Origin of the sequence: Pseudomonas sp. 21 (genome assembly GCF_000955805.1) — a bacterium.
Lineage (GTDB): Bacteria > Pseudomonadota > Gammaproteobacteria > Pseudomonadales > Pseudomonadaceae > Pseudomonas.
The window spans coordinates 260,637-275,412 of the sequence record NZ_JYOA01000004.1; the positions used below are offsets into that span (position 1 = coordinate 260,637).

Genomic DNA, 14,776 nt, shown 5'->3' on the forward strand with positions numbered 1-14,776 from the left:
GAAATTCTTAAACGACACGGGGCTGTATCAACCAGCCCCGTGTCCGACTCATTAACCGAAAAACCCTCAACCTACGCGGTAGTTCGGGGCTTCCTTGGTGATCTGCACATCATGCACGTGGGACTCGGCCATGCCGGCGCCGGTGATGCGCACGAACTGCGGCTTGGTGCGCATGTCCTGGATATCGGCGCTGCCGGTGTAGCCCATGGCGGCACGCAGGCCACCCATCAGCTGGTGGACGATGGCGGTCAGCTGGCCTTTGTAGGGCACGCGACCCTCGATGCCTTCGGGTACCAGCTTCTCGGCGCCGGCGGAGGCGTCCTGGAAGTAGCGGTCGGAGGAACCGGTGGAACCAGCCATGGCGCCCAGGGAGCCCATGCCACGGTAGGATTTGTAGGAGCGGCCCTGGAACAGCTCGATCTCGCCCGGAGCCTCTTCGGTACCGGCGAACATCGAACCCATCATCACGCAGTAGGCGCCAGCCACCATGGCCTTGGCCAGGTCGCCGGAGAAGCGGATGCCGCCATCGGCGATCAGCGGAACGCCGGTACCTTCGAGGGCGGCGGCAACGTTGGCGATGGCGGAGATCTGCGGCACGCCGACACCCGCGACGATACGGGTGGTGCAGATGGAGCCCGGGCCGATGCCGACCTTGACGGCGTCGGCGCCGGCGTCAGCCAGTGCCTTGGCGGCTTCGCCGGTGGCGATGTTGCCGCCGATGACCTGTACCTGCGGGAAGGTTTCCTTCACCCAGCGCACGCGGTCGATCACGCCTTTGGAGTGGCCGTGGGCGGTGTCGACGACAACGACGTCAACACCCGCGGCGACCAGGGCGGAAACACGCTCGCCAGTATCGGCACCGGTACCGACGGCAGCGCCGACGCGCAGGCGGCCCAGGTCATCCTTGGATGCCAGCGGGTAGGTCTTGGCTTTTTCGATGTCGCGGAAGGTCACCAGGCCGGTGAGGTAGAAGTTCTCGTCGACGATCAGCATCTTCTCGATGCGATTCTCGTAAAGCGCCGCCTTGATCTCTTCCAGCGGAGTGTTCTCGCGGGCCGTGATCAGCTTGTCCTTCGGGGTCATGATCGCGGCCACGCTGTCGCCGACGTTCGGCTTCACGCGCAGGTCGCGGCCGGTGACGATACCGACCAGTTCACCCTCTTCCACTACCGGGAAGCCGGAGAAGCCGTATTCGCGGGCGATCTGCAGCAGCTCGATGATCTTGGTCGACGGGGTCACGGTGACCGGGTCGCGAACGATGGCGGTCTCGTGCTTCTTGACCTTGCGGACCTCGGCGGCCTGCTGCTCGATGCTCATGTTCTTGTGGATGATGCCGATGCCGCCTTCCTGTGCCATGGCGATGGCCAGGCGGGCTTCGGTCACGGTATCCATCGCGGCGGACACCAGCGGGATGTTCAGTTCGATGCCACGGGTCAGGCGAGTCTTGAGACTCACGTCCTTGGGCAGGACTTCCGAATAACCTGGAATCAGGAGGACGTCGTCGAAAGTGAGGGCTTCTTGGCTGATGCGCAGCATGGCGGGGGCTCCCGATCGGGAAAAATGGAAGCGCGGCATTATATCTCAGTCAGGGGGTCGGGCTCAACGCAACCGGACGATCTGAATGAAGCCTTTATGAAGCTCGTGCGCTGGCCCCTGCCCGCAGGCCCGCTTATCATCCTTCGCCATGCAGAAAGATCCCTTCCAACGGCTGGGCCTCGACCGCGAGGTTCTGACCGTCAGCCAGCTCAACCAGCGCGCCCGCCACCTGCTGGAGGACGTGTTCCCGCAGGTCTGGGTCGAGGGCGAAATCTCCAACCTCGCGCGTCCCGCATCCGGCCACATGTACTTCACCCTCAAGGACAGCAATGCCCAGGTGCGCTGCGCGCTGTTCCGGCAGAACGCCCTGCGCGTGCGCCAGGCCCTGCGCGACGGCCTCGCCGTGCGCGTGCGCGGCAAGGTTTCGCTGTTCGAGGGGCGCGGCGACTACCAACTGATCGCCGATACCGTCGAACCGGCCGGTGACGGCGCACTGCGCCTGGCCTTCGAGGCCTTGAAGGAAAAGCTCGCCGCCGAAGGCCTGTTCGCCGCCGAGCGCAAGCAGGAACTGCCTGCCCATCCCCGACGCATCGGCATCGTCAGTTCGCCCACCGGCGCGGTGATCCGCGACATCATCAGCGTATTCCGCCGCCGCGCGCCGCAGGTCGAGCTGACCCTGATCCCCACCGCCGTGCAGGGCCGCGAGGCTATCGGGCAGATCGTCCGCGCGCTGCAACTGGCCGATGCGCAGGGCTTCGACGCCCTGATCCTGGCCCGTGGCGGCGGCTCGCTGGAAGACCTCTGGTGCTTCAACGAGGAACCGGTGGCCCGTGCCATCGCCGCCTGTGTCACGCCCATCGTCAGTGCGGTGGGGCACGAGACCGACGTGTCCATCAGCGATTTCGTCGCCGACGTGCGCGCACCGACGCCCTCGGCCGCCGCCGAGCTGCTGGCGCCCCACAGCGGCGACCTGCAGCAGCGCCTGGACAGCCTGCGCCGCCGGCTGATCCTGCGCATCCAGGACCGCCTGACCCGCGAGCGCCTGCGCCTGGAAGGCACCGCCCGGCGCCTGCGCCATCCCGGCGAACGCCTGCGCCAGCAATCCCAGCGCCTGGACGACCTGGACATGCGCCTGCGCCGCGCCTTCGAGCGCCAGCTGCAGATTCGCCACGAACGCGTGGCCCGCCTGGACACTCGCCTCACCGCGCAACATCCGGGCCGAAACCTGGCCCTGCTGCGTCAGCGCCTGGACAACCTCAGCGCCCGCCTGCCCCGCGCCACCCATGCGATCCTGCGCGAACAGCGCCAGCGCCTGGACGGCCTGATGCAGACGCTGCACATCGTCAGCCCGCTGGCGACCCTGGGCCGTGGCTACAGCATCCTGCTGGACGACAAGGGCCAGGCCATCCGCAGCGCCGCGCAGACCAGGAACGGCCAGCGCCTCAAGGCCAGGCTGGGCGACGGCGAGCTGGAAGTGCGGGTGGAGGACAACCACCAGGCGCCCGTCACCCTTTCCCTGCTGGACTGATGGCCGATGACCGACCTGCTCGCGCCGATCCTGCCGCAACCCGATCCCGACTGGGCCGAGGCCTTCCGCGTGCCCATCGTCGAATGCGACCAACCTCTGCAGGCGCTGGGCATCGCCACCGGCTTCGCGGTGTGGCCGGCGTACCACCGTCTCGGCGTGCCCAACGCGCAGCCGGAGTGCTATGCCCGCATGGAAGTCTTCGAACGCCTGCTGCATGCCGCGAGCCTGCTGCCTGATGGCATCCGCCTGGTGATCCTCGATGCCTGGCGGCCCTTCGCGGTGCAGCAGCACCTCTACGACACGCTCTACGACATCCTCCGCCAGCACGAGCCCGGCGCCGATCCGCGCGAACTGACCCGGCGCACTCGCGAGTTCGTCGCACCGCCCAGCACCCGCGCCGAGTCGCCCAGCCCGCACCTCACCGGCGGCGCCATCGACCTGACCCTGTGCGACAGCGAGGGGCGCTGGCTGGACATGGGCAGCCTGTTCGACGAGGCCACGCCACGCTCCTATACCCGCCATTACGAAGAGATCGCGGAGTCCAGCGAACAGCAGCGGCTCATTCGCGACAACCGCCGCATCCTGTTCAACGCCATGCTGGCGGCGGGCTTCAGCAACCTCTCCAGCGAGTGGTGGCACTACGACTATGGCGACCAGTTGTGGGCCGCGCACCTGGGCAAGCCCCACGCCATCTATGGGCCGGCGCAGGTGCTGTCGCTGGAGCAGCTGTGGCGCCGGCAGCTCGAAAACCTAAGCCCCCTGTAGGAACGGGCCATGCCCGTGATCGCGCGCATGGCGCGCTCCTACACGAAGCGCCGTGTTACGACGTTCCGCTTTCGACGAAATCGCCCCGCCCGCCGGAGCGCCGCGTGTAGACTGCCCGCTTCATCCGCCGACACGTCCACGGATAGCGAAATGCTCCGACTCTCCTGCCTGCTCATCGCCTCCCTCGTCACCCTGTCTGCCCACGCCGAAGGCTTCATCAGCCGCACGCTGAACAAGCCGGTGCCCGGCGGCGTCGCTGTCGTCCAACTGGGCCAGGATGCCGCCGCGCCGACCGCCACCTACCAGGGCAAGCCGGTGCTGGTGGTGCGTGAGGAAGGCCGCGACTGGATCGCCATCGTCGGCATCCCGCTCACCGCCAAGACCGGCAGCCAGCAGATCGCCGTGAAGCAGGCCGGCGCGAGCCGCAACCTCGGTTTCAGCGTCGGCGCCAAGCACTATAAAGAGCAGCGCATCACCCTGAAGAACACCCGCCAGGTGAACCCGCTGCCCGAAGACCTCAAGCGCATCAACCGTGAACTGGCCGAGCAGACTGCCGCGTACCGCAGCTTCAGCCCCGGCACGCCGAGCAATCTGGTGCTCGACAAGCCCGTCAACGGCCCGCTTTCCAGCCCCTTCGGCCTGCGCCGCTTCTTCAATGGCGAGGAGCGCAACCCGCACTCGGGCCTCGACTTCGCCGTGCCCGCCGGCACCCCGATCAAGTCGCCGGCCGCCGGCAAGGTGATCCTGATCGGCAACTACTTCTTCAACGGCAACACCGTGTTCGTCGACCACGGCCAGGGCTTCATCAGCATGTTCTGCCACATGTCGAAGATCGACGTGAAAGTCGGCGACGCGGTCCCGCGCGGTGGCGTGGTTGGCCGCGTCGGCGCCACCGGCCGCGCCACCGGGCCGCACATGCACTGGAACGTCAGCCTGAACGACGCCCGCGTCGACCCGGCGATCTTCATCGGCGCGTTCAAGCCCTGATGCGACTTCGTTTCGATGGACGCAGTGCGCTCTTCGCGCTGCTCTGGTTCGCCGTGCTGGTCTGGCTGGCCACGGCGGGCGCGAACCTCGGCTGGCTGCGCGGCTTCGGCGGCGACGTGCTGGCGGTGATCTGGCTGTACTGCCTGCTGCGCGCCGCGCTGGATGCACCCGTGCACTGGCTGGCCGGCGCGGCGCTGGCCTGCGGGCTGCTGATCGAATTCGGCCAGTTCCTCGCCGCGACCTTCCACTGGCAAATCGGCAACCGCGTACTGCGCATCGTGCTGGGCGCCACGCCGGACTGGCTGGACGTGCTGGCCTACTGCATCGGCTTCGCGCTGATCCTCGCGGCGCGGCAGACGCGCCAGGCCCTCAGGCCAGCGGGTAGCTGAAGAACAGCGCCATCTCCCCGGGCAGCACCTGCGCCGGGTCGTAGAGGTCGGTGGACAGCCCGCTGAGAGAAAAGCCGCGGGAGCGATAGAAACCCACCGCCGGCAGGTTGAGGTTCTGGGTTTCCAGCCACAGGTGGCGCGCCTCGGTGCCGCGCGCCCAGTCCAGGCAGCCGTCCAGCAGTTGCTTGCCGACGCCCAACCCGCGCGCCTCGGGGAGGACGAACAGGTCGTCCAGTACCGCGCGGCGATTCCAGATTTCGTAGCGGGCGATGGCGAAGCCCAGGCGTTCGCCTTCTTCGTCGACGACCACGGCGGTCCAGTCGGCCGCCGTGACGTCATCTTTCAGATCAGCGAAGGGATAGCGCTTGGTCTGCGCCTCGGCCAGGCGCTCCTCGCGCAGGATGAAACCATCGGCGGCGCTCTCGATGCGCAGGATCGAATCGCTGGAGTAGCTGCCGTCGAAACCCAGCAGCCACTCGCCGTCTTGCGCCCAGACCAGTGGGCGCAGGAGCCGGTCGCTCATCAGTTCATCTGCATGCCATGCATGTCGTGGCCCATGTCGGTGCCCCCCTCTGCTCCTTTAGAGAGTGGTGCGTCCTTCTGCACCGCGACCTCGACCTTCACGTCACCGGCCTTCTGGAAGTGCAGGGTCAGCGGGAAGCGCTCGCCATCGGTGAGCGGCTTCTTCAGGCCGAACAGCATCAGGTGGTACTGGCCGGGCGCGAAGACGACCTTGCCGCCGGCAGGAATATCCACGCCCTCGACCTTCTGCATCTTCATCATGCCGTCCTTCTCCACGTGCTGGTGGACTTCGGCGCTGGCGGCGCGGTCGGTGTCGGCGCCGAGCAGGCGGTCCGCCTCCTTGCCGTGGTTCTGCACGATGAAGTAGGCGGCGCCGTTCACCGAGTTGGCCGGCAGCAGCAGCGACCACGGGTGGTCGATGTGCAGGTTGCCGGCCTCGTATTCGTGGGCCATGGCGGCGCCGGAGAAGCCCAGCAGGACAGCGAAAGCGAGCAGGGTTTTACGCATGTTCGAGACTCCAGTTGGCTTGTGATCAGATCCGCCGTGAAGGCGGTAAAACATCGGGCCGCGGGCGCAACGATCGCGCCGCAGCATAGCCTGCCTCGCGGCAGGCGTCAGGGTAAAACGGCGCACACGTCAACCCAGCGCCGGGCTGCGCGGCTTGATCCGCGACAGCACGGCCCAGTCCAGCGCCCACACCAGCAACAGCGATGCGCCCACCAGCGGGAAGGCGACGCCGAGGATGACCATTATCAGCACCCCGCCCTTCCATACCGGCAGCGCGTGCGGCATCGGCGGCACGCCGAGGCGGCCCTGGGGACGGCGCTTCCACCAGATCCACAGGCCGCTGACGGCACTGAGCAGGATCATCAGGCAGACGCCAAGCATGAGCAGCTGGTTGAACAGGCCGAACATCTTGCCTTCATGCAGCATCACGCCGGATTCGACGCCCTTGGCCACCAGGCCGTAGTCCTTCCAGCGCACGTCGGCGAGCACCTTGCCGGTGTACTGGTCGATGTGCAGGGTGGCGTCGTTGCGCGAGTCGTCGGCGAATACCGAGACGGTGAACACGCCCTCCGCGCCCTTGGGCAACGCGATGGCGTAGCCCGGCACCACGCCCGCCTGGTCGGCGGTATCGACCACCTGCTGCAGGCTGATCTGCGGCATCGCCATGCCGCCCGAGCCGTGGGCCATGTGCTCGGCGTGGGCACCGCCGGACATCGGCATTGGCGTGTTTTCCATCGCCCAGGGGATGGTCTGGCGGTGCGCCTCATTGAGCGTGCGCGCCTCCAGGTCGGACTTGGGCACGTCATTCCACATGGCCACCGGGAAGCGGTTCCAGACGTCGGCGAAGGACTTGCCCCAGAAGCCGGTCCAGGTCATGCCGGTGAGCAGCATGAACAGCATCAGCAGCGAGCCCCAGAAGCCGACCACCATGTGCACCTCACGCCACAGCGCACGGCCGCGGCGCGACAGGTCCGGCCACAGCAGCACGCGCAGCGAACGCTTGCGCGGCCACCACAGGTACAGGCCGGAGACCACCAGCACGATGCCCCAGCCCGCAGCCAGCTCGATCAGCCGATCACCGACGGTGCCGATCATCAACTCGCCATGCAGTGCGCGAGCCATGGCCTGCAGGTTGGACTTGGCGTCCTGCAGGCCGAGCAGCTTGCCACTGTAGGGATCGACGAAAGCGTTCACCTCGCGCCCATCGAGCTGGGCGACGAACTGCGCGCTGCGATCGGCAGCCGGCGCCGGCAGGTACTGGCTGACCTGCAATTGCGGGTTCTGGTGATGCAGGTGCATCAGCTGCTCATCGGCGGACAGCCGCACCTCTCCCGGCTTTACCTGCAGCAGGTCGCTGTACATCAGCGGGTCGAGCTGTGGCTTGAACAGGTAGATGATCCCGGTCAGCGACAGCAGGATCATGAACGGCGCGACGAACAGCCCGGCATAGAAGTGCCAGCGCCAGGCCAGGTTGTAGAAATCGAATGTCTTGTGCTGCATTCGTTGATCTCCTCACGCAAGGAGGCCCCCGACGGGCAGGGGCCGGTCGGGCTTCAGAACGAGAAGTCCACTTTGGTCCAGAACGTACGGCCTGGTTCGTGGATCGATTCGGGGTCGTTGGCCGGGTAGCCGAAGCCGGCGTTGCCCGCCAGGTTCAGGTGCTCGGCGTAGTCCTTGTCGAACAGGTTGTCGACGCCGGTGCTGACCTTGAGGTTCTTGCTCAGCTTGTACGCACCGTTGAGCGAGAACACCGCAAAGCCTGGGCTTTCGTCGAAGTCGTAGCCGACCACGTTGCCCTGGTTCTCGGCGATGCGGCCCTGATGCGCAACCACGCGCCAGAGGCCGCCAGCGCTCCAGTCGCCTTCCTCGTAGCTCAGGCCGAAACGCGCCTCCAGCGGCGGCATCTGCGGCAGCGCAGTGTCGTCGGTGGTGTTCTTGCCCCAGGCGTAGGCCAGGGTGCCGTCGGCAGTCCAGTTGCTGGTCAGCGCATACGCCGCGCCCAGTTCGCCCCCCATGATCCGTGCATCGACGTTCCGCGCCTGGGAGGTGCGGCCCATCATGCCGCCGGGCATGTAGTCGAACAGGATGTAGTCGCGGATCACGCCGACGTAGCCCGACGCCCAGGCCTTGAGCTTCTCGTCCTCGTACTGCGCACCGAAGTCCAGCTGGGTGGTCTTCTCCGGCTTGATGCTGTCGAAGGCATTGACCGAGCCGGTCGGCCCCTTGTCCGGGGAGAACAGCTCCCAGTAGTCAGGGAAGCGCTGCACGTGCCCCAGGCCGACGTAGAGGGTGGTCGGCGTGTCGGCCAGGTCGTGCTCGTAGCGCGCGAAGCCGCTGGGCAAGGTATCGGCGCGGGTGTCGTCGGCGGTGGGGTTGGGCATAGCCATCATCCCCGAGCCGGTGGTCTGCCGGTAATCCTTGACCGAAGCGCGGTCCAGGCGCGCGCCAGTGATCACGCGATCGCGGTCAGCGGCGTACCAGGTCAGCTCGCCGAAGGCGCCGTAGTTGTGGAACACGGCGTCCTTGTCCCATGGCACTTCGTCGTAGGTGCCGATGCCCATGCCGCTGCGTTCGCGGTGCTCGTTGGTCTGCGCGTCGACGCCGGTGATCAGCTTGAAGTCGTCCCAGCGCCAGGTGGCGGCCAGGCGCCCGCCGAGGGTGCGGCGGTCGACGTTGGAGGCCATGGGGCCGGCCATCATGCCCATGCCCGAGGGCGTGCGCAGGCTGTAGTTGTCCATCACGTGGTCGGCGTAGTTGTAGTAGACCTGCGCCTCCAGCTTGTCGAGCACTTCGCCGATGTTGGACTTCTCGAAGCGCAGGCCGAGGCTTTCGCGCTTGAACTGCGAGCCGTCCATGCCGCGTCCGGCGTAACGCGCTTCGCCGTCGCCCTTGCCGGCGGTGAGTTCAACGAGGGTATCGGCGTCCGGCGTCCAGCCCACGGCGACGTCACCGTTCCACTTGTTCCAGCGCGAGGGCACGGTATTGCCGCTGCCGTCCTCGTAGTCATCGGACTGCGACTTGTTGCCAGTGACCCGCACGTAGCCCAGCGGTCCGCCGGCGGCTGCGTCCAGTACACGGTCGAAGCGGCCGTTGGAGCCGGCGACGATGCTGCCGTTGACGCGCATACCCAGCTCGCCGAAGCGCTCCGGCTCGCGGTCGAAGCGGATGGTCCCGGCCGAGGCACCGGGGCCCCAGATCACGGTCTCCGGGCCTTTCACCACGGTGAGCTTGTCGAAGGTTTCCGGCGAGATATAGGACGTGGGTGCGTCCATCCGTGCCGGGCAGGCGCCGAGCATGGTGGTGCCATTGGTGAGGATGTTCAGGCGCGAGCCGAACATGCCGCGCAGCACCGGGTCACCGTTGGTGCCGCCGTTGCGGATGGCGGAGAAGCCGGGAATGGTCTTGAGGTAATCGGCGCCGTCGCTGGCGGGGATCGGCTGGCGCGGCTGCTTGGGGTCGGTGACGATGGTCAGCGGTGAGCTCTGCGCCACGGCGGTGATGACGCTGGGCGACAGCTCGGTAACCGACGCATTGGTGGTGTGTGCCGAGTGATCTTCTTCCTCGGCCAGCACGGGGACAGCAGTGAAACCGCCAAGGGCGGTCAGCGCGCACAGGGCGCGCAGGCCGACGGCAGTGTGCCGACGGCGCAGGGGCATGCGGGTCATTCCATGAATTCCATGATCGGTGATGACGCCCGCTCCACACGTACTCGCACGGCGCGCAAGCGAATGCAGGCATCCGCGCCGGGGTCGGGGAGTCGGGATTGCGGGTCAGCCGATCAGGAACGGAGGAGCGCGGGAGCGAGCGCCGGGGAAGACCGGCGAGGCAGGAATGCGGGAGGCAGTGAACAGTGCAACCGGTGCGCCGACGGCGGGGACACCGTGGTCAAGCACTACCGGTGGCGGCGTCAGCGGCGGGCTGTGGATCAGCAGGCTGCAATAGCCGCACTTCTCCATGAAGGCATCGGCAGTGAGCGGCTGCTCGCCGTGTGAAGCCAGTGCCGGCTGTTGCGCAGCAGCACGGTGACCTTCCGAACAGGCCATCTCGTCCATGGCAGCGACCGCCGCACCATGGTCCATGGCCTTGCCATGCTCCATCGGCATGACGTGATCCATGGGCATGGCGTGATCCATCGGCATCGACTGGGAAACCAGCGGGCCGACATAGATCATCAGCATGGCGAACAACGCCAGCCAGGTGCCTACGCCTTGTCGAGTACGACGGGTCACGAAATGTCCTTGCGGATGGAAGGTCCCTGCCTGAGGCGGGGTGCGCAATGATCGCACGGAGTTACAAAGCTCCGCTGCGGCACGAAGACGCAGAATCAGTTAAGCACAGCGCTAAGCTTCAGGATAAATTGCTGAAATAGACCATTCCCAACAATTATCTATCGCCAGAAAGGCAACCAGGACTTTTTCTACCAAATTTCTCCAAATGCTTGCCATTGGTCTCCCAGGCCTTTAGCTTGGCACTCATGAAAACCGCACACACCCTCATCCTGCTTCGCCAACACGCCTGCCTGCGCCTGGTCAGCCCGCGACTGCGTGGCTGAGCCCCCCTCCCCCGTTTCGCCTCATTCAGTTTTTATTTGCGCAGGCCACGCAGGCCGCAGAGAACAAGGATTCCGCTCATGAGCATGTTGAAAGACCCGTCGAAGAAATACCGCGCCTTCACCCAGATCACCCTGCCCGACCGCACCTGGCCGGACAAGATCATCGACAAGGCGCCGATCTGGTTGTCCACCGACCTGCGCGACGGCAACCAGTCGCTGATCGAGCCGATGGACGCCGAGAAGAAGATGCGCTTCTTCAAGTGCCTGGTGCAGGTCGGCCTGAAGGAAATCGAAGTGGGCTTCCCGTCCGCCTCGCAGACCGACTTCGACTTCGTGCGTGAGCTGATCGAGAACGACCACATTCCCGATGACGTCACCATCCAGGTGCTGACCCAGGCCCGCGACGACCTCATCGAGCGCACCTTCGAGTCCCTCAAGGGCGCGAAGAAGGCCATCGTCCACTACTACAACGCCTGCGCGCCGAGCTTCCGCAAGATCGTCTTCAACCAGGACAAGGCCGGCGTGAAAGCCATCGCCGTGGCCGCCGGCCAGACCATCAAGCGCCTGGCCGAAGCCGCGCCGGAAACCCAGTGGGGCTTCGAGTACTCGCCGGAAGTGTTCAGCTCCACCGAGACCGACTTCGCCGTCGAAGTGTGCAACGCGGTAATCGACGTGTTCCAGCCGACCCCGGCGAACCGCCTGATCCTCAACCTGCCCGCCACCGTCGAGTGCGCCACGCCGAACAACTACGCCGACCAGATCGAGTGGTTCGGCCGCCAGATCAACAAGCGCGACAGCGTGCTGCTCAGCCTGCATACCCACAACGACCGTGGCACTGGCGTGGCCGCTTCGGAACTGGCCCTGATGGCCGGTGCCGATCGCGTCGAAGGCTGCCTGTTCGGCAACGGCGAGCGCACCGGCAACCTCTGCCTGGTGACCATGGCACTGAACATGTACACCCAGGGCATCGATCCTGAGCTGGACTTCTCCGACATCGACGCCGTGCGCAAGGTGGTCGAAGAGTGCAACCAGATCCCGGTGCACCCGCGTCACCCGTACGTCGGCGACCTGGTCCACACCGCCTTCTCCGGCTCCCACCAGGACGCCATCCGCAAGGGCTTCGCGCAGCAGCAGCCGGATGCGGTATGGGAAGTGCCGTACCTGCCGATCGACCCGGCGGATATCGGCCGCAGCTACGAGGCGGTGATCCGTGTGAACAGCCAGTCCGGCAAGGGTGGCATCACCTTCCTGCTCGAACAGGAATACGGCATCAGCCTGCCGCGTCGCATGCAGATCGAGTTCAGCCAGGTGGTGCAGAACGAGACCGATCGCCTGGGCCTGGAAATGACTGCCGAGCAGATCTACACCCTGCTGCAGACCGAGTACCTGCAGGCCGTTTCCCCGTTCGGCCTGAAGAACTACCGCCTGCAGGAAGAGAACGGCGTCTGCGCCATTGATATCGACGTGACCCACAAGGGCGAACAGCATCGCTGGCACGGCAAGGGCAAGGGCACCCTGGAAGCCCTGGTCGCCTCGCTGCCGGTGGACGTCGAGATCATGGACTACAACGAGCACGCCATCGGCGCCGGCACCAACGCCCGCGCGGCCGCCTACATCGAGCTGCGCGTCGAGGGTGGTCGGTCGCTGCACGGCATCGGCATCGATGAAAACATCACCACCGCGAGCTTCCGTGCGCTGTTCAGCGCGCTGAACCGTGCGGTGACGCTGGGCCACGCGAAAGCCGCGTAAGCCTCTGCTAACCTGAAAGTCCCTTTGCCCCGGACGCCTCGTGCGTCCGGGGCTGTTTTCGAAGGAGCGAAAACATGACAGACACCCCGCAGGACAACCCCTTCCAGACGCCCACTGCCGTCCTCCAGGACACGGCGACCACCGCCACCGGCGAACCGCTCTACCGCCTCGCCGCCGTCGGCATAGCCACCTTCTTCGGCACGCCCATCGCCGGCGCCTGGGTCATCGTGCAGAACCTCAAGGCACTGGGCCGCCGCCACGAATCCCGCAATATCTGGTTGATGGGCATCGGCTTGACCCTCGCCATCTTGGTACTCGGCTACTTCCTGCCGGAAAACACTTCCGGTACGCCCATCGCCGTCGGCACAGTCGTCGGCATGTACTACCTCGCCAAGCAGACCTTCGGCGTCACCGTGGAGCGCCACCTCGTTGCTGGCGGCCAGTGGCGCTCGAACTGGCGTGCCTTTGGCATCAGCCTGCTGTTCCTGCTCGCCGTCATCGCGGTAATCCTCGTCGTCTCGTTCTTCCTGGTCTACATCCTCGGCGTAGAGCTCTGACTTCCGCCTAAAGATTCCCCCTAGCCCCCTAGGGGGAAGTCTCCGCAATGCTGGGGCTCGCCCCGATTACTCCCCGCTCTCCCCTTCCCTAGTCTTGCGTGCACTGCCGTGAAAGCGGCAGGCAAACAAAAAACCGTGTCACGCAATCAGACACTTTCGGCCGCCCCTGCCTTGCGTACAGAGGCGCCTGGTTACCTACAACAACAACGAGCTCGACGTGCTTGGCCATCTGCCTTCACCCGCTTCAGGAGCCAGTAACCGTGAACCCGCAATCTCCCCACCCGCAATCCGTCCGTGCTTCCCGTTATTCCTGGTATGTCGTTGTGCTGTGCATGGTGGCGTACATCTTCTCCTTCGTGGACCGGCAGATCCTCTCGCTGATGATCGAGCCGATCAAAGCCGACCTGCAGATCAGCGATACCCAGTTCAGCCTGCTCAGCGGGCTGGCCTTCTCGCTGTTCTACGCCTTCATGGGCCTGCCCATCGCCTATCTCGCCGACCGCTCCTCGCGGGTCAGGATCATCGCCATCGGCGTGGCCTTCTGGAGCTTTGCCACGGCCGCATGCGGGCTGTCGAAGAACTTCCTGCAGATGTTCCTGGCGCGCATGAGCGTGGGCGTCGGCGAAGCCGCGCTGACGCCGGCGACCTACTCGATGCTCGCCGATCTGTTCCCCAAGGAGAAACTCGGCCGCGCGCTGGGGCTGTACTCCATGGGCGCCTTCCTCGGCGGCGGCCTGGCCTTCCTGGTCGGCGGCTACGTGATCGAGGCGCTGCGCGACGTGCCAGCCATCGACCTGGGCTGGCTGGGCCAGGTGCGCTCCTGGCAGATCGCCTTCTTCATCGTCGGCCTGCCCGGCGTGCTGGTGGCACTGCTGATCGCGCTGACCATCCGTGACCCGAAGCGCAAGGTGGCGAACCCGGAGCACAAGGCGACCATCGGCGACGGCCTGCGCTTCCTGCGCCGCCACCGCGCGACCTTCACCTGCCACTATCTGGGCTTCTCCTTCTTCGCCATGTGCCAGTACGCGCTGATGGGCTGGGCGCCAGCCCTGTACATCCGCCAGTACGGCCTGACGCCGCTGGAGGTGGGCTACATCCTCGGCGGCATCCTGCTGGTGCTCAACACCGCCGGGGTGTTCTGCGCCGGCTGGCTGGTGGACGTACTGCAGAAGCGCGGGCGCAGCGATGCCGCGCTGATCAGCGGCATGCTCGGCGTGGCCTGCACCATTCCCTTCGTCATCGGCTCGGTGACAGCCGGCACCCTGCAGCTGTCGGTGCTGCTGATGGGCCCGGCGATGTTCTTCTGCGCCTTCTGCATTTCCACCTCGGCGGCCGCCATGCAGGTGCTCACGCCCAACCGCCTGCGTGCGCAAGTCTCGGCACTGTTCCTGCTGGTCTCCAACCTGATCGGCCTGGGCGTCGGCACCACGCTGGTGGCACTGCTGACCGATCAGTACTTCAAGGACCCGAAGGCCGTCGGCTCGTCCATCGGCATCATCGTCACCCTCGCCGGCTTGCTCTGCCTGTGGCTGCTGGGCAACGGACGCAAGCACTTCCGCCGCAGCCTGGGCCAGGAGCAGGCTGCCCAGCCTGCAGCCGTACCGCTGGACAGCGCCGCCACCGCGAACTGATCGCGCCCGCCTCGACAAGACGTACGCCCGTTTGCCGGCGTGGCGCCCCGCGC

The 14,776-nt window shown here is 66.1% G+C and carries 13 protein-coding genes; 7 read left to right on the forward strand and 6 right to left on the reverse strand.

Features of this window, described 5'->3' with window-relative positions:
- Positions 1-66: 66 nt before the first annotated feature.
- Positions 67-1,536, reverse strand: a complete 1,470-nt coding sequence (gene guaB, locus UB43_RS10855; RefSeq protein WP_045210483.1) for an IMP dehydrogenase — start codon at positions 1,534-1,536, stop codon at positions 67-69.
- A gap of 148 nt (positions 1,537-1,684) precedes the next feature.
- On the opposite strand from guaB, the gene xseA reads away from it, so the two are divergent.
- The 4 genes from xseA to UB43_RS10875 all read left to right on the forward strand — a co-directional run bounded on the left by xseA (position 1,685) and on the right by UB43_RS10875 (position 5,205).
- Entirely contained in the window at positions 1,685-3,064 is a 1,380-nt protein-coding gene (gene xseA / locus UB43_RS10860; protein ID WP_045210484.1) for an exodeoxyribonuclease VII large subunit, read from the forward strand.
- 6 nt (positions 3,065-3,070) lie between these two features.
- Positions 3,071-3,829 carry a M15 family metallopeptidase gene (locus UB43_RS10865; protein WP_045210485.1) on the forward strand — a complete coding sequence of 253 codons (759 nt, stop codon included), beginning with the start codon at positions 3,071-3,073 and terminating at the stop codon, positions 3,827-3,829.
- A 150-nt stretch (positions 3,830-3,979) separates the two neighbouring features.
- Entirely contained in the window at positions 3,980-4,816 is an 837-nt protein-coding gene (locus UB43_RS10870) for a M23 family metallopeptidase (protein ID WP_045210486.1), read from the forward strand.
- Positions 4,816-5,205, forward strand: a complete 390-nt coding sequence (locus UB43_RS10875; protein WP_045210487.1) for a DUF2809 domain-containing protein — start codon at positions 4,816-4,818, stop codon at positions 5,203-5,205. Before UB43_RS10870 ends, UB43_RS10875 begins: the two co-directional genes overlap by 1 nt.
- On the opposite strand, the gene UB43_RS10880 is transcribed toward UB43_RS10875, so the two are convergent.
- From UB43_RS10880 to UB43_RS10900, 5 genes are all read right to left on the reverse strand, one after another.
- Positions 5,186-5,728: a GNAT family N-acetyltransferase gene (locus UB43_RS10880; protein WP_045210488.1), complete on the reverse strand. Its 543-nt coding sequence runs from the start codon at positions 5,726-5,728 to the stop codon at positions 5,186-5,188. The two genes, UB43_RS10875 and UB43_RS10880, sit on opposite strands and share 20 nt — an antisense overlap.
- The gene (locus UB43_RS10885; protein WP_045210490.1) at positions 5,728-6,234 is read right to left on the reverse strand and encodes a copper chaperone PCu(A)C; all 507 of its coding nucleotides are present in this window, start codon (positions 6,232-6,234) and stop codon (positions 5,728-5,730) included. Before UB43_RS10885 ends, UB43_RS10880 begins: the two co-directional genes overlap by 1 nt.
- 129 nt (positions 6,235-6,363) lie before the next feature.
- Entirely contained in the window at positions 6,364-7,734 is a 1,371-nt protein-coding gene (locus UB43_RS10890; protein ID WP_045210492.1) for a PepSY domain-containing protein, read from the reverse strand.
- 53 nt (positions 7,735-7,787) lie between these two features.
- Positions 7,788-9,899 (reverse strand): TonB-dependent copper receptor, encoded by a 2,112-nt coding sequence (locus tag UB43_RS10895; RefSeq protein ID WP_045210495.1) that lies wholly within the window; start codon positions 9,897-9,899, stop codon positions 7,788-7,790.
- A gap of 105 nt (positions 9,900-10,004) precedes the next feature.
- Positions 10,005-10,463 (reverse strand): DUF2946 domain-containing protein, encoded by a 459-nt coding sequence (locus tag UB43_RS10900; RefSeq protein ID WP_082085818.1) that lies wholly within the window; start codon positions 10,461-10,463, stop codon positions 10,005-10,007.
- 401 nt (positions 10,464-10,864) lie between these two features.
- On the opposite strand from UB43_RS10900, the gene leuA reads away from it, so the two are divergent.
- The 3 genes from leuA to UB43_RS10915 all read left to right on the forward strand — a co-directional run bounded on the left by leuA (position 10,865) and on the right by UB43_RS10915 (position 14,723).
- Positions 10,865-12,535, forward strand: coding sequence for a 2-isopropylmalate synthase (gene leuA, locus UB43_RS10905; protein ID WP_045210500.1), 1,671 nt, complete (start codon positions 10,865-10,867; stop codon positions 12,533-12,535).
- A 74-nt stretch (positions 12,536-12,609) separates the two neighbouring features.
- Positions 12,610-13,092, forward strand: coding sequence for a hypothetical protein (locus tag UB43_RS10910; protein WP_045210503.1), 483 nt, complete (start codon positions 12,610-12,612; stop codon positions 13,090-13,092).
- 260 nt (positions 13,093-13,352) lie between these two features.
- Positions 13,353-14,723, forward strand: coding sequence for an MFS transporter (locus UB43_RS10915; protein WP_045210505.1), 1,371 nt, complete (start codon positions 13,353-13,355; stop codon positions 14,721-14,723).
- Positions 14,724-14,776 lie beyond the last annotated feature (53 nt).